Source organism: Acinetobacter sp. YH12068_T, from assembly GCF_024606005.1.
In the GTDB taxonomy this organism is placed as follows: Bacteria; Pseudomonadota; Gammaproteobacteria; order Pseudomonadales; family Moraxellaceae; genus Acinetobacter; species Acinetobacter amyesii.
This window is the reverse complement of sequence record NZ_CP094555.1, coordinates 384980-408228: the sequence shown is the minus strand read 5'-3', so window position 1 is coordinate 408228 and position 23249 is coordinate 384980. Positions and strand designations below refer to the sequence as shown.

The 23249-nt window shown below is 41.6% G+C and carries 25 protein-coding genes and 1 pseudogene; 16 read left to right on the top strand and 10 right to left on the bottom strand.

Annotated features, from left to right (window positions below; all coding sequences use genetic code 11):
- Window positions 1–9: 9 nt before the first annotated feature.
- Window positions 10–1383: an oxygen-independent coproporphyrinogen III oxidase gene (gene hemN / locus MST18_RS01955; protein WP_180133462.1), complete on the bottom strand. Its 1374-nt coding sequence runs from the start codon at window positions 1381–1383 to the stop codon at window positions 10–12.
- A gap of 277 nt (window positions 1384–1660) precedes the next feature.
- Here hemN and hemF point away from each other — a divergent pair, with 277 nt between their 5' ends.
- From hemF to aroE, 3 genes are all read left to right on the top strand, one after another.
- Entirely contained in the window at window positions 1661–2602 is a 942-nt protein-coding gene (hemF, locus tag MST18_RS01950; protein ID WP_180035647.1) for an oxygen-dependent coproporphyrinogen oxidase, read from the top strand.
- A gap of 231 nt (window positions 2603–2833) precedes the next feature.
- Window positions 2834–3055: a hypothetical protein gene (locus MST18_RS01945; protein ID WP_078189308.1), complete on the top strand. Its 222-nt coding sequence runs from the start codon at window positions 2834–2836 to the stop codon at window positions 3053–3055.
- Between the two features lie 102 nt (window positions 3056–3157).
- The gene (gene aroE / locus MST18_RS01940; protein ID WP_180133461.1) at window positions 3158–3946 is read left to right on the top strand and encodes a shikimate dehydrogenase; all 789 of its coding nucleotides are present in this window, start codon (window positions 3158–3160) and stop codon (window positions 3944–3946) included.
- Between the two features lie 86 nt (window positions 3947–4032).
- Here the strand turns inward: aroE and MST18_RS01935 are convergent, their stop codons facing one another.
- Complete coding sequence (locus tag MST18_RS01935) at window positions 4033–6543, bottom strand: hypothetical protein (protein WP_180133460.1); 2511 nt, start codon at window positions 6541–6543, stop codon at window positions 4033–4035.
- Window positions 6544–6773: 230 nt separating this feature from the next.
- Here MST18_RS01935 and MST18_RS01930 point away from each other — a divergent pair, with 230 nt between their 5' ends.
- Both MST18_RS01930 and MST18_RS01925 read left to right on the top strand, forming a co-directional pair.
- Complete coding sequence (locus MST18_RS01930; RefSeq protein WP_180133459.1) at window positions 6774–8597, top strand: acyl-CoA dehydrogenase C-terminal domain-containing protein; 1824 nt, start codon at window positions 6774–6776, stop codon at window positions 8595–8597.
- Between the two features lie 344 nt (window positions 8598–8941).
- Window positions 8942–9244 (top strand): hypothetical protein, encoded by a 303-nt coding sequence (locus tag MST18_RS01925; RefSeq protein ID WP_180133458.1) that lies wholly within the window; start codon window positions 8942–8944, stop codon window positions 9242–9244.
- Between the two features lie 42 nt (window positions 9245–9286).
- Here MST18_RS01925 and MST18_RS01920 read toward each other — a convergent pair whose 3' ends face one another.
- Both MST18_RS01920 and hemW read right to left on the bottom strand, forming a co-directional pair.
- Window positions 9287–9694, bottom strand: a complete 408-nt coding sequence (locus MST18_RS01920) for a hypothetical protein (protein WP_180133457.1) — start codon at window positions 9692–9694, stop codon at window positions 9287–9289.
- Window positions 9695–9827: 133 nt separating this feature from the next.
- The gene (gene hemW / locus MST18_RS01915; protein ID WP_180133456.1) at window positions 9828–10982 is read right to left on the bottom strand and encodes a radical SAM family heme chaperone HemW; all 1155 of its coding nucleotides are present in this window, start codon (window positions 10980–10982) and stop codon (window positions 9828–9830) included.
- A gap of 125 nt (window positions 10983–11107) precedes the next feature.
- On the opposite strand from hemW, the gene MST18_RS01910 reads away from it, so the two are divergent.
- The 3 genes from MST18_RS01910 (at window position 11108) to MST18_RS01900 (ending at window position 13521) form a co-directional block, all read left to right on the top strand.
- Window positions 11108–11566, top strand: coding sequence for a DMT family transporter (locus tag MST18_RS01910; RefSeq protein WP_180003411.1), 459 nt, complete (start codon window positions 11108–11110; stop codon window positions 11564–11566).
- 41 nt (window positions 11567–11607) lie between these two features.
- Window positions 11608–12966, top strand: coding sequence for an MATE family efflux transporter (locus tag MST18_RS01905; RefSeq protein ID WP_306674307.1), 1359 nt, complete (start codon window positions 11608–11610; stop codon window positions 12964–12966).
- 123 nt (window positions 12967–13089) lie between these two features.
- The gene (locus MST18_RS01900) at window positions 13090–13521 is read left to right on the top strand and encodes a hypothetical protein (protein WP_180133455.1); all 432 of its coding nucleotides are present in this window, start codon (window positions 13090–13092) and stop codon (window positions 13519–13521) included.
- Here the strand turns inward: MST18_RS01900 and MST18_RS01895 are convergent.
- The gene (locus MST18_RS01895) at window positions 13518–13730 is read right to left on the bottom strand and encodes a DUF1737 domain-containing protein (RefSeq protein ID WP_078189319.1); all 213 of its coding nucleotides are present in this window, start codon (window positions 13728–13730) and stop codon (window positions 13518–13520) included. The genes MST18_RS01900 and MST18_RS01895 overlap by 4 nt on opposite strands.
- A 201-nt stretch (window positions 13731–13931) precedes the next feature.
- Here MST18_RS01895 and MST18_RS01890 point away from each other — a divergent pair, with 201 nt between their 5' ends.
- Entirely contained in the window at window positions 13932–15230 is a 1299-nt protein-coding gene (locus MST18_RS01890) for an AarF/ABC1/UbiB kinase family protein (RefSeq protein ID WP_180112989.1), read from the top strand.
- Window positions 15231–15334: 104 nt separating this feature from the next.
- Window positions 15335–15589 (top strand): type B 50S ribosomal protein L31, encoded by a 255-nt coding sequence (locus MST18_RS01885; RefSeq protein ID WP_078189321.1) that lies wholly within the window; start codon window positions 15335–15337, stop codon window positions 15587–15589.
- A gap of 121 nt (window positions 15590–15710) precedes the next feature.
- On the opposite strand, the gene crcB is transcribed toward MST18_RS01885, so the two are convergent.
- Complete coding sequence (crcB, locus tag MST18_RS01880; RefSeq protein ID WP_078192489.1) at window positions 15711–16094, bottom strand: fluoride efflux transporter CrcB; 384 nt, start codon at window positions 16092–16094, stop codon at window positions 15711–15713.
- Window positions 16095–16262: 168 nt separating this feature from the next.
- Here crcB and MST18_RS01875 point away from each other — a divergent pair, with 168 nt between their 5' ends.
- Window positions 16263–16595, top strand: a complete 333-nt coding sequence (locus tag MST18_RS01875; protein ID WP_078192490.1) for a HopJ type III effector protein — start codon at window positions 16263–16265, stop codon at window positions 16593–16595.
- Window positions 16596–16684: 89 nt separating this feature from the next.
- Here MST18_RS01875 and MST18_RS01870 read toward each other — a convergent pair whose 3' ends face one another.
- Together MST18_RS01870 and MST18_RS01865 are read right to left on the bottom strand one after the other, a co-directional pair.
- A complete protein-coding gene (locus tag MST18_RS01870) occupies window positions 16685–17110 on the bottom strand; it encodes a protease inhibitor I42 family protein (RefSeq protein WP_257227528.1) in 426 nt (141 codons plus the stop codon).
- Window positions 17111–17182: 72 nt separating this feature from the next.
- Window positions 17183–17743, bottom strand: coding sequence for a hypothetical protein (locus MST18_RS01865; protein WP_180133454.1), 561 nt, complete (start codon window positions 17741–17743; stop codon window positions 17183–17185).
- Window positions 17744–18047: 304 nt separating this feature from the next.
- Between MST18_RS01865 and MST18_RS01860 the strand changes: the two genes are divergently transcribed.
- Window positions 18048–18674, top strand: a complete 627-nt coding sequence (locus tag MST18_RS01860; protein ID WP_180133493.1) for a class I SAM-dependent methyltransferase — start codon at window positions 18048–18050, stop codon at window positions 18672–18674.
- Between the two features lie 47 nt (window positions 18675–18721).
- Here MST18_RS01860 and MST18_RS01855 read toward each other — a convergent pair whose 3' ends face one another.
- Entirely contained in the window at window positions 18722–19315 is a 594-nt protein-coding gene (locus MST18_RS01855) for a hypothetical protein (RefSeq protein ID WP_180133453.1), read from the bottom strand.
- A 55-nt stretch (window positions 19316–19370) separates the two neighbouring features.
- Window positions 19371–19841, bottom strand: a complete 471-nt coding sequence (locus tag MST18_RS01850; RefSeq protein WP_078192492.1) for a Holliday junction resolvase-like protein — start codon at window positions 19839–19841, stop codon at window positions 19371–19373.
- A 132-nt stretch (window positions 19842–19973) separates the two neighbouring features.
- Here MST18_RS01850 and MST18_RS01845 point away from each other — a divergent pair, with 132 nt between their 5' ends.
- From MST18_RS01845 to MST18_RS01830, 4 genes and pseudogenes are all read left to right on the top strand, one after another.
- On the top strand, window positions 19974–20618 hold the full coding sequence (locus MST18_RS01845) for a ParA family protein (protein WP_180133452.1): 645 nt from the start codon (window positions 19974–19976) through the stop codon (window positions 20616–20618).
- Window positions 20619–20768: 150 nt separating this feature from the next.
- Window positions 20769–21890 carry an AI-2E family transporter gene (locus MST18_RS01840; protein ID WP_162689724.1) on the top strand — a complete coding sequence of 374 codons (1122 nt, stop codon included), beginning with the start codon at window positions 20769–20771 and terminating at the stop codon, window positions 21888–21890.
- Window positions 21891–22006: 116 nt separating this feature from the next.
- Window positions 22007–22555: a superoxide dismutase family protein gene (gene sodC, locus MST18_RS01835; protein ID WP_180133451.1), complete on the top strand. Its 549-nt coding sequence runs from the start codon at window positions 22007–22009 to the stop codon at window positions 22553–22555.
- Between the two features lie 175 nt (window positions 22556–22730).
- Window positions 22731–23198: pseudogene (locus tag MST18_RS01830) on the top strand (FUSC family membrane protein); the annotation flags it as partial.
- Between the last annotated feature and the right edge of the window lie 51 nt (window positions 23199–23249).

The following is a 23249-nucleotide window of genomic DNA, read 5'->3' as shown; positions in this document are numbered from 1 at the left end:
AGGGGAAATTCAAATCGTCATCGAAAAAATACGATTTTCCGGCACACGGCGTTTTAACCTTAAGTCAAAAGCCATGCAGATATTACGTACAAAAGGTTTGCCTTTTTCGGTAATTTGGATGCTCTGATCACCCAACTCTAATAATCCATCCGCCTGCATTTCTGTTAATTGTGCAACCACTTCATCAATTTCTGGAAATTGCATGTCTGTATTTGCCCACGAAGTATGGAATGTACACATCAAATTCAGAATATGTTTACGGATAATCAAGTCTTCTTCAGTCAGCACATGACCTCGATAAACAGGAATTTGGTTTTGCTCTAAACGTGAATAATAGTCTTCAATTTTCTTTTCATTTTGTGCAAAGCTGTACCAACTATCACTGATCGAAGATAAGCCGAGACCAATCATCAGTTGGGTTTTCGATGCGGTATAGCCCATAAAATTACGGTGCAAACTGCCCTGCTGAAAAGCCTGATACATCGGATCTTGGGTTAATGCAAAATGATCCATCCCAATTTCATGATAGCCTTGCGCCAGTAGCTGTTTTTTACCTTCTTCATAGCATTGACGCTTTAAATCATCTTTCGGGACATCGGCATCTTTAAAACCACGCTGACCATTACCTTTAATCCACGGCACATGTGCATAGCTATAAAAGGCTAGACGATCTGGCATCAAACGATTGGTCTGTTCAATGGTATGCAACACGTCGTTTAAATCCTGAAATGGCAAACCAAAAACCAAGTCATGCGAAATAGAGGTATAGCCAATATCACGTGCCCACTGTGTCACTTGTTCAACATGTGCAAAGGGCTGAATACGGTGGATGGCTTTTTGCACCTTCTCATTATAATCCTGCACTCCATAACTTACGCGTCGAAAGCCCAAATCAAACAAGGATTGTAAATGTTCGCGTGTGGTATTGTTGGGGTGGCCTTCAAAACTAAATTCATGCTGATCTGCAACTGTTGCGTGAGCCAAAATCCCTTGAATCAACTGGGTGAGATGCTCAGGAGAAAAGAAAGTAGGCGTTCCCCCGCCCAAATGAATTTCTTTAATTATTGGCCGGTCGACCAAGAGCTGACAATATAAATCCCATTCTTTCAGCACCGCCTGAATATAAGGCAGCTCCATCTCATGTTTTTTCGTGACTTTTTTATGGCAACCACAAAACGTACATAAGCTTTCACAAAATGGTAGATGGATGTACAGACTGATGCCTTCGCTGTGATTAGTCTCATCAAATGAACGCTTCAATCCCTGTTTCCACTGTTGCAATGAAAACTCAGCTTCCTCCCAATAAGGTACGGTTGGATAACTGGTATAGCGTGGACCTGGTACATTGTATTTTTGAATTAAAGAACTCGCCTGCTGAGACATCGATGCACCATTTCAATCAATGAGATTCAATTTAAATCTACCTTATGATTATTGTGCTGAGCTTCAGATGTGAATTCAACCTAGCAAATTTGTCGGAATAGGCCCAATTTCAGCCGGAGCAATTGCTGCTAACTTTGCATGATCTTTTGGTTTAATCACTAGATATCTAGATTTAAAGCAAAGATCCGATGCTGAGTATCGGGAAAAATGCCTTAAGTTTTCACGTAATTTATGCTTTGATGACACTTATCTTTAAATTATTTTAATAAAGGTCACCATGCAGAATCCAACTTCAGCCGATATTCAACGTGTAGATGAATTCCTTCGCGATTTACAGGCACGGATTTGTGCCGCATTGGAACAGCAAGAACGTGCTGGTGGCGGAAGTGCCGAATTTGCGATCGATGACTGGGAACGCCCTGAAGGTGGTGGTGGTCGCTCACGTGTTCTTCAAAATGGAACGGTGATTGAAAAAGGCGGTGTGATGTTCTCGCACATCAATATTTCAAAATTACCCGCCTCTGCGACTGAACGCCATCCCGCTATTGCAGGTGCAAAAGCGCAAGCCATGGGCGTGTCGTTGGTAATTCACCCGAAAAACCCCAACGTCCCAACCTCACATGCCAATGTGCGTTTATTTGTCGCGGAAAAAGAAGGACAAGATCCGATTTGGTGGTTTGGCGGTGGTTTTGACCTCACTCCATTTTATCCAAATGATGAAGATGTCTTGTCTTGGCATCAAACTGCCCATGATCTTTGTGCCCCATTTAGCGATACACTCTATGATGAACATAAAAAATGGTGTGATGACTATTTTTATCTCAAACACCGTGATGAACAACGTGGTGTGGGCGGTTTATTCTTTGATGATCTCAACCAATGGGACTTTGAAACCTGTTTCAAATATATGCAGGCCGTGGGTAATGGTTATTTAGAGGCGATTTTACCAATCTTCCAAAGAAACCAAGACAAAGCCTATACCGAAGCACAACGAGACTTCCAACTTTACCGTCGTGGTCGTTACGTTGAATATAACCTAGTGTATGACCGTGGCACCTTATTTGGTTTACAAACTGGTGGGCGTATTGAATCCATTTTAGTAAGTATGCCACCTTTGGCGGGCTGGTCATATCGTCCTGAATGGGAAGAAAATTCTCCAGAGAAAAAGCTCACCGACTTTTATTTAAAACCGCATGATTGGCTTAATATATTGAAATAAAATAGATAGACATGTATTTGCCTCTGTCCATCAGGGGCTTTTCATTGCCTTTTAATTAAAGTATTTATATTTCTAGGTAATATCTTGATGCATAAATAAATTTTTTAAGCATTTACTTTGTAATCATATTGCTCAACAATGACACATCTTTTAAACAGCTTTACGCTATGTCATTGCACAATGTGTCAATAAACTCATGGCTGTAACTTTCTTGTACGGAGTACAACGCACATGACACATCAAACACTCAATAAAAAAGCAGTCAGTCTTACTGCCTTGGTGTTTTGGAGCTTTGCTGTTGTGCTGATCAGCGCTATCAGTACTAATATTTTTTCCGAAACGTCTTTGAATGACAATTTGGCTATTGGCTTCATGGTGGTTGCCTTGATTGGTTTAGTCATCAGTGCTGCCAGCATCTTGATTCAAAGCGTCTTAGATATTTGTAATCCTTAATTTTCCTCCTTTATTTCACGATTTTAAGACTGCCCGAACTTTAGCCATCTTCGGTTTTGGCGTATATTGTCTGCTCTTTCACATCTACATGGACGCTGTGCAATGAGCAAACAATTTGCAGTGATTGGCAACCCGATTGAACAATCACGCTCACCTGAACTTCATCATGCCTTCGCTGAAAAAACAGGCCTCGACATTCAGTACAGCAAACGACTTGCGCCACTCGATGGTTTTCAGCACAGTATCGAATCCTTCTTTGCCGAAGGTGGCATCGGTATGAATGTCACTGTTCCATTTAAAGAACAAGCCTATGCACAATGTGCCGTCCTTACTGAACGTGCCAAAATTGCAGGTGCGGTCAATACATTATGGATGCAAGATGGTCAATTACACGGTGATAATACTGATGGTCAAGGCTTGGTGAATGCCATTCATGCCTTAGACTGGTCGCTCAAAAATACGGATATTTTAATCATTGGTGCAGGTGGCGCAACTCGTGGTGTCATTTATCCATTGGTTCAGGCAGGTGCGAAAAAAATTGTGATTGCAAATCGTACCCTTGCACGTGCTGAACAATTGGTCGCTGACTTAAAAACTGCCGTACCGAATGCCGAACTTGCAGCCATTGCCCTCACCGACTTAGCTGGTCAATTTGATCTGGTGATTAATGCCACATCGGCCAGCTTAACGGGTGATCCGCTAATTTTGCCTGAAGCTTTACAATTCACCCACGCCTATGAAATGGCCTATGGCAAACCATCGACATTTTTGGATCAAGCCAAAGCACGCCATGTTCCAACCTCAGAAGGTTTTGGCATGTTGGTTGGTCAAGCAATCGAATCTTTTTCCATTTGGAATGGCATTAAACCTGATCTAAAAGACTTTCTATAATTCAAAATGATTTGCTCAATTCACTTTCTGAGCAGGCTAAACACCTAAAAAAAGAACCTCAATTGAGGTTCTTTTTTTGATCCAACTTACTTCTTATGTTTTTGTATCGCCTTATAAGTCTCATAATAAGCCGATTGGCTGAACAACTCTTCGTGTTCTGCTGCTAGGCCTTGCAATGACGCTTCTGATAATTTTCCTTTGATATCATCAGCAAAGGCTTGCGCATAGATTTTTGATGCTTTCACCAAATGCGCTTTTTCAGTTCCTTCCAGTTCATAGCTAGCTAAAAAGTTTTGTTGATATAAATGTGCAAAAATCGCCTGATCAGTCTTATAGGTTTTTTGCAACTGCTTCCATTCAACCTGAGCTTTGTACTCACCAATCCCCGACTGCACATAATGATTGACTGAAGAACCTAAGTCATCAAAGTCTTGATAGCGATGCAAAGCATGCTTATCACGTAATTGATTTAAACGTTTCAGCGCATTGCCTGTTGGCTCTTTTAAGCCATCAACAAATCGATATGCATAAACTTCAGCAATTTCATTCAAATCATTGGCTGAGTAATAACGCACATACTGAGCGCGATAATTAGCAAATGCCACGACAAATGCCGCTTGATAGGCTTTCACTTCAGATTGATGACGTTTATAACTTTGCAATGCCACAGTACTGAGATATTCAGGAAGTTCGATTTCTTCATTTGCAGCACGGACATCATCAACCGATGCAGTTTCTGCTTCAACAAGCAGAGGATCATTTCCCGTGATTGGTGCAAGCAGACCTTTCAACATATTTTCAAAGAGTGAATCTTTACTGACTTCCTCAATGGATTTTGCCTGTTTCATGGCTTGACGATCAATTTTAGTCGCATTGCCATAATTCAAGATTTGGTTGCTACTTTTCAGCTTTAATTGACCTAAACGTGGCTCATTAAAGGCCAATTGATAGTCCATTACTTGGACGCGGCCTTTGTGATCTAAGCCTACATCCATCACAACATTCGAAGATGATTTATCCTGTGCATTCAGCACCTGCGCAATTTCAGCTTGATGCTTTTGCCATAATTGCTGAAATTGTTTTACATCGATAAGTTGTTCACTTTGATATTGCTGGAATACTGGTTTTAACTGCTCAACAGCATCCGAAATCTCTGAATCTGTATTGGATGCGTCCGCAGCAGAAGCCGATGGTACAGAATCTGTTTGCAGCGGTATCACCCGAACATCTTGATAATCCTGACACAGCGTGACTTTACCAATCGGCACCTGTTTGGTGTTCATCAAGGCTTGACAGACTTCCTCAGATAAGTTCGCTGTTTCATCATCTTCTTCTGAAGCCGCATAAGCTTCGGTTACTTCAGTATCCGTACTATAGGCTTCTTCGTCATCACCCGCGGTCGCCTCCGCATATGCACTTGCAGTATCGATCGCGTATTCAGCAGATTCAGCTGCAGAAGACGTTTGTTCTTCTTGCGTTTCGTGTTGGTGATACATCAGGCCATGCATTTTCGCATTGAGCAGCTCATTCACACGTTCTACAGATGCATAAGCCGCATCATAGTCTTCATCCTCAGCTGCTGCCGCTACTGCAGTCCCTCCCTCCGCTTCAGCCGCAGCCATCGCCTCTTCGGAAGCACTCTGATGCACAGCAGCGTCCACAGATTCATCTTGCTCGGCGTCACTATTACGCTGACCTTTGATTTGCGTGGTGTAATAGTTGGCGTTCACAAAATCGAAAAGTTCAAGCTGGGTGTATAGCGCATTAAGATCACCCACATAGCGGATTTTTTTAGTCAGCCCTGCATTTTTTTCATCACGTGTTAAAGCAATATTTTGCACTTGATTCGGCTCTGCCAAGACATAAGGCAAAGCATTCATTTGTTTTAAATAGTCAGCAAATTTTTTCAAATCGTACTGAGCAATCGTGTCTTTATGTTTTGAAAAATCCACATAAGCCAAGCTGCTTTGGCTTTCACGATTTACCATAAACGGCATGAACGCAAAGTAGTTGGTATAAAATTTATGTTGATTAAAATCAATGATCATCGGCAACTGTGCATTCACCTGCAAAGTCGGTTTTTGATAACTCAATTGCAAGGTTAAGGCAGCAAGTTTTTCTCTAAAATGTACTGAACCGCTATAGCTAAACTGTAAATCATTCAACACATTCAGTAGTGATTGTGCAATTTTGGATTGCGGAGAAACGCCATCCTCTTCATCGCTATAGCGCGCTGATGGTGGGATCGATTCATTGGCAATCGCTTGATAGAGCTGTTTCTTTTCTTTTTGGCTAAATGGAATATTTTGGGTTTTAATCAACTGATCCAGTTGTTTTTTAAGTTTAGGATCCAGCTCTGGCTGTGTGCTTATCGCAGGTTTTGACTTGGTTTCAGGCTTTTTTTCATCGAACTGAATATCGGTCTGAATTGAAAATTGCCCTTTCATGTCATAACTGGCATTTTCAAACATTGCGTTTAAGCCTTGAGTGGCTTGTTGCCCGAGAGACTGCTCCGTTGAATTGGTTTTTATGACATGTTGAGCACACCCAGTAATGCTCAAACCCAGTAAACAAAGTGTTATATATTTTAATCGCATAATTGTACGAAAGACCTAAGTTCTTTATGATTTATTAAAAGAAAAAAATGATCAAAAGATCAACACCCAGTCTATCAGAAGTTTACTTTTCACATGTTGGTTAAATATTACAATTCGCCTTTCTGACATTTTTTAAGGGCGTATTCATCAATGTTTTTTGGATGAAATTATGAATAATCAAATCATCAATACAGATAATCCAAAAAAATTTAGATATTAGGATTAAGACTATGCCTGCATATAAAGCGCCTTTACACGATATTCGTTTCTTAATGAATGAAGTGCTCGATTACCCAGCACACTACAAAACTTTGTCTAATGGTGAAGCTGCTGATGCAGATACTGTCGACATGATTTTAGAAGGTGCAGCGGATTTTTGTGAAAACATCCTTTCACCTTTAAACCAAACGGGTGATGAAGAAGGCTGTCATTTTGAAAATGGTGATGTGAAAACACCAAAAGGGTTTAAAGAAGCCTATGACCAATTTGTACAGGGTGGCTGGCAAGGTCTGTCTTTCCCTGAAGAATTTGGCGGTCAAAACTTGCCACAGTCGTTGAATCTCATCAAATCTGAAATGATGGGTACAGCAAACTGGTCATTCCAAATGTATCCGGGTCTCAGCGTAGGTTGTATCAACACCATTCTACAATTTGGTTCAGAAGAACAAAAAAACCAATATTTACCGAACCTTGTTGCTGGAACTTGGTCAGGCACCATGTGCTTAACTGAACCTCAATGCGGTACCGACTTAGGTCAGGTAAAAACCAAAGTGGAACCTCAAGCTGACGGTAGCTATGCAATTTCTGGTACAAAAATCTTCATCTCTGCGGGTGAGCATGATTTAACAGATAACATCGTGCATATCGTACTTGCTCGTCTTCCAGATGCTCCGGCAGGTACTAAAGGGATCTCATTGTTCATCGTTCCAAAATTCCTTGTGAAAGCAGACGGTTCAGTGGGCGAACGCAACCCAGTGACTTGTGGTTCGATTGAACACAAAATGGGGATCCGTGCTTCAGCAACAGCTGTGCTGAACTTTGACAATGCCATTGGTTACTTGATCGGTGAAAAACACAAAGGCCTACATGCAATGTTTACCTTTATGAACACTGCACGTATTGGTACAGCAATTCAAGGCATTGCACATGCTGAATTGGCATTCCAAGGCGCACTTCCATACGCCAAAGAACGTATGTCTATGCGCGCACTTTCAGGTAAAAAAGATCCTGAAAAAGTAGCCGATGCGATTATTCACCATGCAGACGTACGTCGTATGCTTTTAACTCAAAAAGCGATCGCTGAAGGCGGCCGTTCAATGATTTACTATGCAGCTCAAATTGCGGACAAAATGACTGATGCTTTAACCCGCGGTGATACAGCAGCGTTTGAAGCACATGATGACCACTTAGGCTTCTACACACCGATTCTCAAAGGTTTCTTAACCGAAATGGGTTATGAAGCTGCAAACCATGGTATGCAAGTATACGGTGGTCATGGTTATATTAAAGAATGGGGCATGGAACAAATCGTTCGTGACTCACGTATCTCTACTCTCTACGAAGGCACAACCGGTGTTCAAGCACTAGACTTGATTGGTCGTAAAGTTCTGTTGACCTCTAAAGGTAAAGTGATTCGTGACTACACAGCAGAAATCTTGAAGTTCTGTGGTCAACATGCACGTAACAAATACATGCGTCGTTTTGCGTGGGACTTAACGAAGCTTTGCGCACAGTGGAATGCATTAACGGTTCGTATCATGCTTGCAGCACGTAAAGACCGTGACATCGTGTCTTCTGCATCTGTAGATTTCTTGATGTTCTCTGGCTACGTGATGATGGCTTATTTCTGGGCACAACAAGCTGCCGTAGCTTCTGAAAAATTAGCAGAAGGCAATGGTGCAGAAGTTCCTGAGTTCTATAAAGCAAAAATCAAAGTGGCTGACTTCTACTTTGAACGTCTATTACCACGCTCACAAGGTCACGCTGAAGCAATGGTTAACCCATCGAAGACCATGACTTCTTTGGCTCCTGAACACTTTAGCTTTGACTACTAAGCTTTAAACCGAGTTAAATGACTCTATAAAAAGACCGCTTCGGCGGTCTTTTTATTGTCTTCTCTTTTAATTTTGATCTATAGGAATTACGAGTAGTATTCTTAATTTCTTCAAGAGGTAATAACAATGTATAAAGATGAACTTTATATGGAGAAATATTGTTGTATTTTTCAACAAAAATAGAACACCTTATCGCCAAAACATAATTTTATTTAATAAATATTAAATACTTAAAGTAAATTTAACTCCATAATTTTAGCTTTACATTTGTATCTCATACAACTTCATATCTTCTCCATAGCCTCCCCCTATGATGACTTCATTGATTCATAAAGAGCGTAACCATGAAAAAATTGATGTCTTCATTAATGATTGGTCTGATTGCAATAACTGCGACAATGTCTCCAATGGCAGCGCCTGCATTCGATCATAAAAATCCGCCACCTGCTGCACACTTCGATAAAAAACCTGTACCGCCTAAAGCAACACATCACAAACCTGCTGGGCCGCAAATAGTGAAAAAAGAGCATCAACAAGCTCATGCAAAATTTGCCAAACAAAATCATAAGGCAGTAGCTTTTAAAGGCAATCAACACAAACCTGCTTCGCAGCATAAATTACCGCCAATGCCACCGAAACATCGTTAAGCTAAATTAAAAAAAGACCGCTCATGCGGTCTTTTTTAATATTTACTTTGCTTTATCAGCAATAAATTCTTTAATCTCTATGGGTTTATCTTTTACCAACTCAACTGTGCCTTCATTCACACCATTAAAGTTCTTAAAGTGAATTGAAACACCTTGGTCGTTGGCAAGTCGTACACCACTTCCTGAAACTGCTCGTTTCAATTCATACACACGATCAGAATCATCAGTCAATTGTGCGGTTTCAAAATTATCTTTGGTTTTTAACTCAAGGCTTAGATCTTGTGGCCCTGTAAAGTGAATCACTTGCTCATCTTGAGCTACTGCAACATCGTTTGTTTGTGCAGTTGTGGCCGTTGCCTCTGTTGCAACATTTTGTTCTGATGGTGCTTTTTTATCGGTGCAACCCACCAAAGCTATAGTTAATAACGTCGCAGTTAAAATATATTTCATTTTCTGAAGTTCCTTTATGCCATGTAAATTCAATTATCAATTGAATAATTTCATACACATTCTGCAAATTACATTCGAAATATGAAAAATTACTTGTCGCTCAAATTTTAAAACAAGTTTGACATAGCTTTCATTACAGGAATTCTTCCAATACTGAATTTAAAAAGATATGTCCCTGCTCGGTACAAGACAAAAGTGTTGGATCACTGACCATCAATTTACGTTCACGTAATGAGTTCAATAACTCGGCAATCGGCTCTAAACTTTCCCCTGTACGCTCGCTATATAGCTTGGCTTCCACCCCATGATTTAAACGAAGTGCATTCATCATAAATTCAAAAGGCATGTCGGCTGCTTCGATGCGCTTAAACTGAAGATGTTCAGCAGGTACTTTGGCTAAATAGTCTTTCGGCAATCGGGTTTTTTGGAAACGATACACCCCGTCTGGCATGGTCACTTTGCCATGCGCGCCTGCGCCAATCGCCAAATAATCGCCAAACTGCCAGTAATTTAAATTGTGGGCCGACGGCTTTTCTTTACGCCAAGCCGACACTTCATAATTGATAAAGCCTTGCGCTGTTAAATAGGCTTCACCTTGCGCTTGAATCTCTTCAAGCACATCATCGACAGGTAAAATCGGTTTTGTGCGAAAGAAAACCGTATTAGGTTCAATGGTCAACTGATACCACGACACATGCGTTGCGCCATTTTCAACAGCAAGTTTTAAATCCAACAGTGCTTGCTCAATGGTTTGTTCAGGCAGGCCATGCATCAAGTCGACATTTACGCGTTCAAAACCCGCCTCTTTTGCATGCTGAATGGCAGAAATCGCATCATCATTCGAATGAATCCGGCCCAGTTTTTTCAGCTGGTCGGTATTAAAACTTTGCACACCGATAGATAGACGATTAATCCCTGCATCTAAATAACCGGCAAAAGGATCGTGCTCAACCGTGCCCGGATTGGCTTCCAAGGTAATTTCACAGTCTGCTTCAAATGGCACTAACGCTTTGAGTTGAGCAAATAACCATTGATAGCCTTTGGATGAAATGAGCGATGGTGTACCCCCACCAATAAATACACTATGAATCAGGCGACCCTGAGCAAAATCGACTTGCGTTTTAAAGTCTTCAACCAACGCCTGTAAATATTCTTGTTCTAAGTCTAAAGACAATTCACCATTCGGCACCGCATGCGAATTAAAGTCACAGTATGGACATTTGCGCACACACCACGGCATGTGAATGTATAAAGATAACGGAACAACTGCAGGATTTAATTCAGCCAAGGAAAATGCTCAAAAGGAACAAAAGAAGTAAGCGCATTTTAACATGACTGCATCAGAGCGCTTATGAAATCTCATCCACAATACAGTAGACTAATAAAATTAAAGAAGAATTAGATGATTAGAAGATGAAAATAAGCAGCCATTTATTGTACTTACTGCCGCTCGCGATGGGTGTTGGTATCGCCATGACCATTCAAACAGCGATCAACAGCCAATTGCGTGAATATTTATATTCACCGCTGCAAGCTGCCCTTTTTTCTTTTTTGGTTGGTACAATAGTCCTCGCCTTTATGGTGTTTTTTCAATCGGCCGAAAAACCGGACTTTGCAAGTTTTGCTCAAATCCCTTGGTATTTATGGCTAGGGGGATGTTTGGGTGTTTATGCCATCAGTATCAGTATTTATACCGCACCGAAACTGGGTTTTTTATCCCTCTCCGGTCTGATTATTTTTGGACAGATCTTAATGTCGATGGTATTTGACCATTTTGGCTTGCTCGGCACTGAAAAAACCCCGATTAACTGGCAACGCTTATTGGGTGGCGTGGTGATTTTTATTGGTGTGCTTCTCACTTTCCAACGCTAAGACCTCATTCCTAAGCACCTCACAAGAAATGAGTACATTCTGTGTCTACTGTCACGGCTGTAACAAGCAGCAAGTATGAATTAAAACAACTGTTTCATTTAATGATCCCGATATTGATCACGCAGTTTGCGCAAGCGGGATTTGGTCTCATTGATACCATCATGGCTGGACACATGTCCGCCAATGACCTTGCAGCCATTGCGGTCGGGGTCGGTTTATGGATACCGGTCATGCTGCTGTTCAGCGGCATTATGATTGCAACCACCCCATTAGTGGCAGAAGCCAATGGTGCTCGCACGCCTGAAAAAATTGCCACCATCGCCCGTCAGTCTTTGTGGCTCGCATTATTTTTAGGGATCATTGCCGCATTAGTCTTACAAGCTATGCCGCTGCTTTTACCGTTATTAGGTGTCCCTGAAGTATTACTTCCGAAGGCGAGCTTATTCTTACACGCCATTAGTTTAGGTATGCCTGCTGTCACCATGTACGCAGCTTTACGTGGTTACTCAGAAGCATTGGGGCATCCACGTCCAGTCACTGTGCTGAGTCTGCTGGCCTTATTGGTGTTAATTCCACTGAACTTTATTTTTATGTATGGTTTAGGCCCAGTCCCTGAACTGGGTTCTGCTGGATGTGGATTTGCCACCGCGATTTTGCAATGGTTAATGTTCTTTGCTTTGGCGATGTACGTTTTCAAAGGATCGGCCTATCAAAAAACCCAACCTTTCGCTGCTTTTGAAAAAATGAACAGTGAATGGATCAAACGTATTTTAAAACTCGGCTTTCCTATTGGCTTAGCCATTTTCTTTGAAGTCAGTATTTTTAGTACAGCCGCTATTGTGTTGAGTCCCTTAGGCGAAGTTACCATTGCAGCGCATCAAGTCGCCATTTCGATTACCTCGCAATTGTTTATGATTCCCATGTCACTGGCGATTGCGCTGACCATTCGGGTCGGTACCTATTATGGGGAAAAGAACTGGCTGGCTATGCGAAAAGTCCAGAAAGTCGGTATGTTGACAGGGACGGTATTTGCCCTGATTACCATGCTACTGCTTTGGCTTTTACGTAATGAAATTGTGTCACTGTATACCAATGACTATGATGTGACTCAGCTTGCAGTATATTTGGTCTTGTTCGCGATTGCCTATCAGTTAATGGATGCATGGCAAGTCAGTGCCGCAGGGTGTTTACGCGGCATGCAAGACACTAAAGGGCCGATGTGGATCACCATGATCGCGTATTGGATCATTGCCTTCCCTGTCGGGATCTATCTTGCACGCTTCACCACGACTGGTGCTGCAGGCGTTTGGATTGGCCTAATTGTGGGTCTGACTGTCGCCTGTATACTGCTACTTACACGTTTATTTATGATGAATAAACGTTTAGCTCAAGCGGGATAAGCCCTTAAAAATCATCTAAAAAGTTACTTAAAAATACGGCTACGCTATGCAGAAGATTAATGCAAATTAACACGCTGCATAGCAACGCCATAAATAAAAAGCACGAAGAAGAGGAAAATAAACATGTCCCATGTATTTCGCTCGATCAGTCTCTGTCTGAGCTTGAGCTTTTCCATGTCACTACAAGCTGAACAAACGATCAACCGACATGAATTTCCTTTATATCACGCACCCATCAAAGTCCAATCACAACCCGAATTTGATTACATCAATCAAGCACTTTGGACAGCCTTTCGCTTTTATCATGAACAACAAGCGGACTCATATACCACACGTTTAAAATTAAGTTGTCAGCAGACTGGTATGGCATACACCTATCAGGACTTCATCAAGGCCAATCAAAAGTTTGCCTCTGCGGATGATCAGGATTTTATCGTGACGCAAAACCTCATCACCTTGAATGAAAATTTACACCATAACCAATGCAGTAAATATCTCAGTCCACATTTAGAACTGGAAAAAACTGAATCTAGCGAAGCAGCAAAAACCAACTAATTAAGCGCCTCGATGGCATTTTTTAAACCTTGTGGCACTTGGCTGTCGTCCTCTACGTCTTTCACGATCGCCTGCCCGACGATCACATCTGTCCCATTAAAACTCATGGTTGGTGAGCCATACAATTCATAGCCTTCATTTAAAGCTTTGGTCACACGGGCACAGAAATTGACATCATCTTTACCGGTTAAATAGCGATACACTTTCATCGTTCAGTTCTCTTCTAGCGACGCGATATTTTAAACCATTCAGCGCGTGGCTTAAATTTGCCTGAATTATTTTCAGTATTTACATTTTTGCCCATCATTTTATCAATGGAAATAAAGTCTTAACAATTTAAAGTAGGCAGTTTGTGTTTTGTCGCCTATGATCGGTATTAGATAATAAATGATGATCTTGAGGAACATCACATGGCAAAAACGGCTAGCACACCGGGTCGTCGCTTTATGAAACTTGCCAGTATGACGGCAAGCATTGCTACTAAAACCGTTTCCAATTCCATCCGCAATATCACTGCCGATGAAGAACAGAAAAATGCATCTCGCAGTAAACTTTTTCAGGACATCGGTCTGCAAATTGCAGACACTTTGGGTGAAATGAAAGGTGCGGTGATGAAAGTCGGACAAATTGCCTCGCAGTACAAAGACATTTTTCCACCTGAAGTCGCAAAAGCCATTAGTAAATTACAACGCCAAGCGCCAGCCATGCCCTTTGCTGAAATTAAGGCTCAAGTAGAACAAGAACTCGGCAAGCCCCTCGCGCAGATTTTTAAAAGTTTTGAAGAACAACCTTTTGCAGCTGCATCCATTGGGCAGGTGCATAAAGCCGTGTTACCTAATGGTCAGCAGGTGGTGGTGAAAGTGCAATATCCGGGTGTCGAAGAAGCCTGTGAAAGTGACTTAAAACAAGTTCGCCTTGCACTTCGTTTGATGGGCGTATTGAAAATTGATCGAAAGTTACAAGACAAGCTATTTCGTGAAATTCAGGACAGTTTAGACAACGAATTGAACTATGAAATTGAAGCGCAAAACTTAGATGTAGCCCGTGCTTTTCATAGTGCGCTGGATGACAAAATCATTATTCCACAGGTCTATAAAGATTATTCTTCACGTCATATTTTGACTCTAAGTCTAGAGCTTGGCGACAGTATAGAAACTGCCAGTACGTGGTCACAAGAAACCCGAAATGCCTTGGGAAGACGCTTATTCCGTGCTATAGGCCGTGAAATTTTCTTCCTTAAACGTTTCCACTGTGACCCGCATCCGGGCAACTTCGCCTTTCGTGAAGATGGTTCAGTCATCGTATATGACTACGGCGGTGTGAAAACCCTATCTCCTGAAATCGTGTCGCACTTTAAGCAATTGATCAATGCTGCACGCAAGCACGATATTCCACTGATGGAACAGCAACTCGATGCCCTACATTCCCTCAATGAACTCGGTAAATTCCCAGTGGACTTGTATGAACAATGGCTGGAAGTGCTGATGCGTCCGCTAACCACACAATACGACTTTGCTGAAAACTCAGCACACCATGACGGGGTAGAATTAATTAAGCCTTCTCTTAAATATTGGGATGTGTTTAAACCGTCGCCAGACACCCTGATGGTGAACCGGACTGTTTCAGGGCATTATTGGAATTTGATTCATTTGAAAGTGAATGACAATCTCAATGATCTTTTTGATGAGTTGGTCCCACCTAGCGCTTAAGAGAACATGAAGCGCTGATTGCCCGATGAATTTCGGGCAATATTTGCATTTTATATTGTTATGTTATAACATTTCTTTAATCAATAAATTTAAGGAACAGAAAAATGCGTGCCAACATCCATCCCGAATACCGTGAAGTACTCTTTCATGACACCAATGCAAATGCCTTTTTTGTCATTGGCAGTACCTTAAGCACCAATCAAACCAAAGAGTTTGAAGGCAAAACTTATCCCTATGTGACACTCGATATTTCAAGTGCATCACATCCTTTTTATACAGGTGAACAACGTCAAGTGAATAACGAAGGACGTATTGCGAACTTTAATAAACGCTTTGCGCGTTTCAAACGCTCACAATAAGTTCAGCTTCGATTAAGTTTTTGCTTTTAAAATTAAAACATTAAAGAAGTTCAGGGTTCCCCTCCTCCAGCCTGAGCTTCTTTTTTTTATGTCTGAAATTTTGTGGTTTTCAAGCGTTGTTTTAAACATCTATTTTTAAAATCGAATGAAATAAGTAATATCCCAGCCCCAATACGATGACACCAATCACCACACTGGAAATGGCATAACTAAATGCCAGCCCACTTTGCCCTTGTCTGAGCAGTTGAAAGGTTTCTAAGCCGAAACTGGAAAATGTGGTAAAGCCACCTAAGATCCCGACCATAAGCAATAAGCGTGCTTCATTTTGTAGAACGGGATATTTTTGGCTAAATGCAAATAACACACCTGCACAAAAACAACCTAAAATATTCACCCACCATGTAGCCCATGGAAAGAGTACTGTTGGCTTGGCCAATAACAGTCCTGCTGCATAGCGAAGTGTTGCTCCAATTGCGCCGCCACATGCGACCAAAAGCCAGTTCATAGTTGTCCTACTTCAACATCATTGGTATCTACAATTTAGGCAACAGACTGCCTAAGGTCGCCCTTCAATATACACGCATTTAATTTACGCAAATAGTGTTAAATGTTTGGGTCAAAGCTTGCTATAGTCTGCAACACTTTGCGGTATTTTTTATTGAAAGAGGACATTATGGCTCAGGAATTATTAGATCAACTTCAAGCAGGGACTGCGAAATTTTCAGATGTGATTGCATTTATTGAAGCGCGTTATAACCACACACCAACTGCTTTTACCAATGGCAAACAAGCCAATGCAGCGACTGAAAACCAAGGCAGTGCCAAAGTATTTTCTTTTGCCCAATTGAATGGTCTAAACCAAGCTGAAACCTTAAGTCTTTTTGCTGAACATTATGCTGCTGTTTTGGCGACACCAGACGCAACTGACCACCAAAACATTCGCCAATTTATGCAAAATGGTTGGGAAGGTATTCAATTTGACGGTCAAGCGCTCAGCGCGAAATAATGCTTAGGTGGACGTTTTAAATCAGTTCGTCTGCGATAAAAAAGCCAGTATAAATACTGGCTTTTTTTATCGTTCATCATCGGTTCAAATCAAGACACTCGAACTCTGCAAGTCCATTCAGCCATCGCGGTTTTTTCCCAAGCTCGTGCATGCTTCAAATGTAGTAATTCTTCACCCGCAGTCGTTGCGGTAAAACGATAAGTTTTTTGACCACCGGCACCAAGCACTGGTGTCGCATCTGCAGCAGCTTGTTGTTGAGCTGATTGAAACACTTCTTCAACTTTAAAAAGTTTCGGTTGCTCAGCCAAAGACCATACATATCCGGTACTTGGATTTTCGTTTAACAGTACTTCCAAAGTCTGTCCACGATCCATCTCAAGCAAGGTCGGACAACTTTGCTGTTCAGTAAATACATGGGTTTTCCCATCTACAGTTGAACTCATACTGGTACATCCACCAAGCGCCAAACCACTCGCCAACATTAGACTCAAAATAAGCTGTTTCTTTATCGTCATTTTCATCATCAAATTATTTTACCTTGAATCTAATGCACACCGATTTCAATACGATCTCGATGTAATCGAAGTTTAGCCTTTGACTTTTTCAATCCACTGAATCGAACTGACACGAAAAACTTCACAAGCCCCATCACCCGTATCTGTTGGGGTCAAAGATGAAGTCCAAACTAAATCTTTGTCTTTCACCTCAACCAAATCCCCTTTTAAACGCACAAGATCGCCACGTTTTACTTGAATAATTTGTTTAGCAATTTGCGGGTTTGCAGGAATGATGTGCATATTCGACACCATCATCATGGCTTGCTTTTGCGGTACAGGAACACGATCCATTTTCCAATTTAAGAAACGGTCATATTGATTGACTGAAATCGTACGAGCAATTTCTGGCTCTGCAAATAAGCCCCAACTGACCGCATAATCGATCGGAGAAAATTTTGCTTGTTCATCTGTTTGATAGGTTTTAGAACCTAAAATTCGGAAATCACCTTTAAATTCTTTCAAGGTAGAAATCGACTGGCCTTTGGCAGCAGGTGCTAAGCCTTTGGCAATATTATAATCTGAAGACGCTTGGACACCGACATTCAATAAAAAGCCTGCAAGCACAGTACTTAATGCAATTCGCTTGATCATCGCGTTATCCTCTTACCCTGTAATACTTCACATTACTCAATTTTAATTCTGCAATTGAGCCGACTTCATCTATTCATAATGCCCCAACCTGAACATGAGCTTAAAATCACGTCAGTTGAGCCTGATGAATGTCGTTTTCACTAGTTGTAACTCTATATTACGCACACAGTCTGCATAAACCTTATGAACTTGGTAACAAAATGCTGTTATTCAGTCAATTGGTCCATATCCACGCCCTACCACATGATTTAAAATTAAAAAGACATGATTTACACTTTAAAAAAAGCCAACAATAATGCCCGCTATGATTTATAAATTTTATCAACAACACATTTTTCCGCATCTTTTAAATCAAGTCATGCAAGTACCAAGCTTGATGGATAAACGACGCGAACTCCTGTTAGCCGTATCTGGTGAGGTGCTCGAAATTGGCTTTGGTACAGGTTTGAATTTAGCGTTTTATCAAAATGTCGATACGGTTTTTGCCCTTGAGCCCAATCCCGATATTTTTCATTTAGCTGCTGAACGTGTACATGCAGCACCTTTTGAGGTACAGCATATTTTAGCTGGTGCTGAAAAATTACCCTTTGCAGATGAAAGTCTAGATCATGTCGTGAGTACATGGACCTTATGCAGCATTGCCGATATTGAAACTGCGCTTGAAGAAATCTACCGTGTCCTTAAACCAACAGGGACATTTCATTTGGTTGAGCATGTACAACACAATGAAAATCGAAAAGTTAAGCAGTTACAGCATTTACTCACGCCCATTCAAAAGAAAGTCGCGGATGGCTGTCATTTGGATCGTAATATGCAAAAGTTGCTTGAAGATGCCCAGTTTGAATGTTTTGAAACGCAGTATTTTGATGCTGAAGGCATTCCAAAAATTGGACAGCGCATGTTGCTCGCCCGCGCACGGAAGTTGAGTTAAAGCGTCCAAGGCCATGTTTAAGCACAATCAAATCTAGATAAAAATACCTAGTCTTTGATTAATCGAATGGCATTAATTTTTAGGATATGACAGGGCTTTTTATTCAACACATTATAGGTGTTATACGACTTCCCTGTTTTGATGGAATGTACATCCACCCATGCACCCAAAATCTCCACACGATCCCCTGATTTTAAACGACGAATACGATTTGCAACGTCTTCGGATTGAGCAATCACACTGACATTTTGCAATTCAGACTTGAGCTGTTCAACTTGTGTCGAGGGTACATTTTTCGCTTGTACGTTAAAACAGCGGTTCTGCTGTGACCATTCAAGATGATATTTTAAAGACTGGAAATCATTTGCGCCTGAACTCAGTAGCAGATCAATATTGCTGACATAGGCCAAGTCTTGAAAGCCACCCACCACGGTCGGTGCGGCCGGATGTAATGTACGACTACTGGCACTGTAGTAGCGTTTATCCAACAGCAAATATTCACCGGAAAATGCCTGAGTCGGTGTGACCTGAAAATTTTTCAGCACACCAGTCTGCTCTAAATGTGGAATGGCACGAAAATATTCAGACCATATCCACAGCATGAGCGCAAAAACGGCTGCAGTCGCTAAGAGTTTTTCCATGTGGATATTCTGTCCTTATTACTTTTCGACGGTTCTGAGGCTGAGTCACGCGAGCTTAAATATGCTCAAAGTCAATTCGAATGGTTTCAAAACGCACTCGCCCTTCGGCAATGGCTTGAGCAATCGCTTGTTGCCCTTTGGTCAAGCGTGCCCCACCACTTTTAATATCAATCAGCACCACTTCGATGTCTTCAGCGAGTCCATCACCATCACGAAAGTCGGTATAGCCATCAAAAACCACATAATCGATCGGGTCACCGAGAAACTTTGCATCGCTAGGTAAATATTGAAATTCGGGCATGATCGGCGCCATTTGTTCGGCCATTTTGCCTTTTAAAACAGCACGACTGGTATTTACACTGCGTTTTTGTGCGTGGGCCAATGCCTGCTGATGTTCCAATTCTAGTTCTGCAATATATTGCTCGTATTCTGCCTTAATCCTTCCATTGCGACTGCCACTTAAAATTAAGGTGGTCAGTACAATCCCAATACACGCGCCAATGAGCATGGCCATCCAGACAGACATTTAAAATTCCTAATCTTTTTAATATATTACAGCGAAACGTATAGAAAAAACTTAGACTTTGGTTCTTTGTCATATTCCCCGCATTAAACAATGATATGCTAGGGATGAGCAGAATAAAATCTATTTAGGTCGATGAAAACGATATTAATTGCCAATCAAAAAGGTGGTTGTGGCAAAACCATCACAGCAATCAGTTTAGCCTCTGCACTTGCGCAAAAAGGTTATAAAGTGGCCTTGGCAGATGCTGACAATCAAAAGTCTGCACGTCAATGGCTCAAACAGCGCCCAGAGACTGCCGCCCCAATTCAGAGCCTAGATTGGCGTCATGAAAAGTCGATTGGTGATGTGCCGAAAGGGATTGAATATCTGATTATCGATGCGCCGGGTGCGTTATCGGGTGAACATGCAGATCAGTTGGTCAGTGAAGCTCACGCCATCGTTACCCCGCTACAACCATCTTTCTTCGACATCGACTCGACCCGTCGTTTTTTAAAGCATTTACAAGAAATTAAACGGATTCGTAAAGGTAAAGTCCAAATCTTATTGCTTGCCAATCGTGTCAAACCCAATTCTGCTCATTCCAAAGAAATTCAAGATTTTTTCAATAAAGTTGAACAACAGCCCGTTGCTTGGATTTCTGAACGTACCGCTTATGGTCAACTTGCCATGCAAGGTCTTTCGGTTTTTGACAAAACGCAAAAATTGTACCTCAGTATGCAACAACAATGGCAACCTGTGCTCAATGCCATTATTGAAGACGAAGCCGAGTGGTTTTAACCCATCATTCCACATTTTGTTGATATAAAGGCCAATCTTGCAAGGATCTAGCCTGAAAGATATTCACCATAAGTTAACAAGCTCTCGTTTTCGGGAGCTTTTTTTTCGGTTAAGATTGAACACAACATGATGAAAAAATCAGAGCACGCATTGCCAACGTTCGCACCTACATTACAAAAAGTCTTATTGTTCGGATTATTTTTTATCCTGATTTTTTTGAGCTTTAGCGTACTCAAATACTTTATTGTGCCCGTTGTTTGGGCAGCGATTATTGCTTATATGACTTGGCCGCTGTATCAATCGGTGCATCGTTTTTGTGGCAATCGTGCAAATCTAAGTGCGGCGCTGATGATCTTACTGGTGGTGCTCGTGGTGGGTCTGCCGGTGATTTTTGCGATCTTCTTGCTACAACATGAAGGCCGTAACTTGTATTTTGAATTACAAAAGCAGGTCTTCTCAGGTCATGTCAATGTGCCTGATTTTATTCGCCAACTACCGTTTATTGGTAAAGAAGTCAGTCGTACCCTGCATGAACTGAACAATGATCCAAACAGTATTATTCAATCGGTACAAATTTGGATTCAGGGGCATTTGAACTACGGTAAAGTTCTGGTCGGCGAAGTCAGTAAAAATATCTTTAAGCTGTGTTTTGCCGTGATGTCTTTATTTTTCTTCTATCGTGATGGTCAAACTATTTTAAGTCAGGTCAGTAAAGCCCTCGAAATGGTGATCGGGCCACGTATTCATCATTATCTTGCCACCATCTCGGATACTACACGTGCCGTAGTGTATGGCATCGGTCTCACCGCCATTGCCCAAGCTTTACTTGCCGGTCTCAGCTATTTTGTTGCCGATGTGCCTAACCCAATGTTATTAACCATCATTACCTTCATGTTGGCACTGATTCCGTTTGGTCCCCCAATTTCATATACCGCTGTGTCGTTGTGGTTATTTTCACAAGGTCAAACCATTGAAGCCATTGGCGTCATGGCTTGGGGTGTTTGTATCGTGAGTACGGCCGATAACGTGATTCGTCCTTTAGTGATTTCAGGGGCAACGCAGATTCCATTCTTATTAATCATGTTTGGTGTTTTAGGTGGGATCGCCAGTTTCGGTCTTGTTGGTTTATTTATCGGGCCAGTAATCTTGGCAGTATTGTTAGCTATTTGGCGTGAATGGTTGCATGAAACCCAAATTGAAGCCGTCATGATGCCCAAAGCAACATTGGCACATGACTTAGACAATATGGATGATAAGCCTGAACAACCTTAATTCAGGCTTGAATTCATTAAACAAATATTACAATCAAATACTTAAATTATCTGTCATCCTGTATTCGCATCTGTTTCAATGGTTGAAACTCCATAAAAACAGACAGGATGCCAAACATGTCTTCACTATTTAAATTCGGTGCGCTTGCTGCGGTCAGTGCCCTGATGTTTACAGGCTGTGCGAGTACCTCGACTTCAACAGGTCTGAATGCAAAAACCGTGACGGTCAATGCCGTGACTGCTCAAGGTATTGGTCAAAGCATCGGTCAAATTAACTTGGTTGATAGCCCTGCTGGCTTGGTTATTCATACCAATTTAACCCAGCTTCCTCCGGGTCCACACGGTTTCCATATTCATGAAAAAGGCTCTTGTGCCCCAGCTGAAAAAGATGGAAAAGCGGGTGCTGCTCTTGCTGCAGGTGGTCACTTTAACCCTAAATCTGCACCTCACCACGGTACGCCGCTAACAGGTCACTTGGGTGACTTACCGATCCTTCAAGTTCAAACCGATGGCACAGCAAAAGTGAATTTAATTGCACCGCGTTTGAAATTGGCGGATGTACAAGGCTTAGCCATCATGGTCCATGCCGGTGGTGATAATTACTCTGACGACCCTAAACCTCTAGGCGGTGGCGGTGACCGTATTGCCTGTGGTGTGATTCAATAATCAACCTTGCATATAGATTTGAACAAGCGGACTTTAAGTCCGCTTTTCTATTGAATAAAAATTGACAGTTCACAGAAAAAAGCTCAGTCTAATTTACAAAATCATTCGAATACTTCATAACTCTGTGAACACGCGACTCTCTTGGTTTCAACAGTTTCAATCCAGTGCAATCATTATGTATTGCCTGCAAATTTGTATTGTTTTGAGTGGCACCACGCTCGGATTATATTTTCTCGGTTTTCATAGTTTTATTGTGCCCGTCACCTTAGGTGCGATTGCCACTGCACTCACCGACTTTGATGACCGACTCAGCATCCGACTGCGTAATTTGCTCTATGTCTGCGTACTCTTCTTTAGTGTCAGTAGTATTTTAGATTTTCTCTATCCCTATAAGCTGCTGTTTATCTTGTATCTTTCACTTTCCAGTGCAGGCTTTATTTTACTTGGTGCATTGGGGCAACGTTATGCCACGATATCTTTTGGCACGATTTTACTATCGATCTACACCATGTTCGGCTTGGGCGAATATGACACCTGGTATTTTCAACCTAGTTGCTTTGTTCTAGGGGCCTTATGGTATGGCTTCACCTCGATTCTCTTTTACTTGATTAAACCCACCCTACCCGTACAAGACAATCTCTCTGTTAGCGGCAGTGTAAAAATGACCCCCTAATGGCATTTAAAAACTGACCCC

Excerpts from the sequence above, each read along its gene's own strand:
- hemN (WP_180133462.1), bottom strand. The coding sequence starts at position 1,383 with ATGTCTCAGCAGGCGAGTTCTTTAATTCAAAAATACAATGTACCAGGT.
- hemF (WP_180035647.1), top strand. The coding sequence starts at position 1,661 with ATGCAGAATCCAACTTCAGCCGATATTCAACGTGTAGATGAATTCCTT.
- MST18_RS01945 (WP_078189308.1), top strand. The coding sequence starts at position 2,834 with ATGACACATCAAACACTCAATAAAAAAGCAGTCAGTCTTACTGCCTTG.
- aroE (WP_180133461.1), top strand. The coding sequence starts at position 3,158 with ATGAGCAAACAATTTGCAGTGATTGGCAACCCGATTGAACAATCACGC.
- MST18_RS01935 (WP_180133460.1), bottom strand. The coding sequence starts at position 6,543 with ATGCGATTAAAATATATAACACTTTGTTTACTGGGTTTGAGCATTACT.
- MST18_RS01930 (WP_180133459.1), top strand. The coding sequence starts at position 6,774 with ATGCCTGCATATAAAGCGCCTTTACACGATATTCGTTTCTTAATGAAT.
- MST18_RS01925 (WP_180133458.1), top strand. The coding sequence starts at position 8,942 with ATGAAAAAATTGATGTCTTCATTAATGATTGGTCTGATTGCAATAACT.
- MST18_RS01920 (WP_180133457.1), bottom strand. The coding sequence starts at position 9,694 with ATGAAATATATTTTAACTGCGACGTTATTAACTATAGCTTTGGTGGGT.
- MST18_RS01910 (WP_180003411.1), top strand. The coding sequence starts at position 11,108 with ATGAAAATAAGCAGCCATTTATTGTACTTACTGCCGCTCGCGATGGGT.
- MST18_RS01900 (WP_180133455.1), top strand. The coding sequence starts at position 13,090 with ATGTCCCATGTATTTCGCTCGATCAGTCTCTGTCTGAGCTTGAGCTTT.
- MST18_RS01895 (WP_078189319.1), bottom strand. The coding sequence starts at position 13,730 with ATGAAAGTGTATCGCTATTTAACCGGTAAAGATGATGTCAATTTCTGT.
- MST18_RS01890 (WP_180112989.1), top strand. The coding sequence starts at position 13,932 with ATGGCAAAAACGGCTAGCACACCGGGTCGTCGCTTTATGAAACTTGCC.
- MST18_RS01885 (WP_078189321.1), top strand. The coding sequence starts at position 15,335 with ATGCGTGCCAACATCCATCCCGAATACCGTGAAGTACTCTTTCATGAC.
- crcB (WP_078192489.1), bottom strand. The coding sequence starts at position 16,094 with ATGAACTGGCTTTTGGTCGCATGTGGCGGCGCAATTGGAGCAACACTT.
- MST18_RS01875 (WP_078192490.1), top strand. The coding sequence starts at position 16,263 with ATGGCTCAGGAATTATTAGATCAACTTCAAGCAGGGACTGCGAAATTT.
- MST18_RS01870 (WP_257227528.1), bottom strand. The coding sequence starts at position 17,110 with ATGACGATAAAGAAACAGCTTATTTTGAGTCTAATGTTGGCGAGTGGT.
- MST18_RS01865 (WP_180133454.1), bottom strand. The coding sequence starts at position 17,743 with ATGATCAAGCGAATTGCATTAAGTACTGTGCTTGCAGGCTTTTTATTG.
- MST18_RS01860 (WP_180133493.1), top strand. The coding sequence starts at position 18,048 with ATGATTTATAAATTTTATCAACAACACATTTTTCCGCATCTTTTAAAT.
- MST18_RS01855 (WP_180133453.1), bottom strand. The coding sequence starts at position 19,315 with ATGGAAAAACTCTTAGCGACTGCAGCCGTTTTTGCGCTCATGCTGTGG.
- MST18_RS01850 (WP_078192492.1), bottom strand. The coding sequence starts at position 19,841 with ATGTCTGTCTGGATGGCCATGCTCATTGGCGCGTGTATTGGGATTGTA.
- MST18_RS01845 (WP_180133452.1), top strand. The coding sequence starts at position 19,974 with ATGAAAACGATATTAATTGCCAATCAAAAAGGTGGTTGTGGCAAAACC.
- sodC (WP_180133451.1), top strand. The coding sequence starts at position 22,007 with ATGTCTTCACTATTTAAATTCGGTGCGCTTGCTGCGGTCAGTGCCCTG.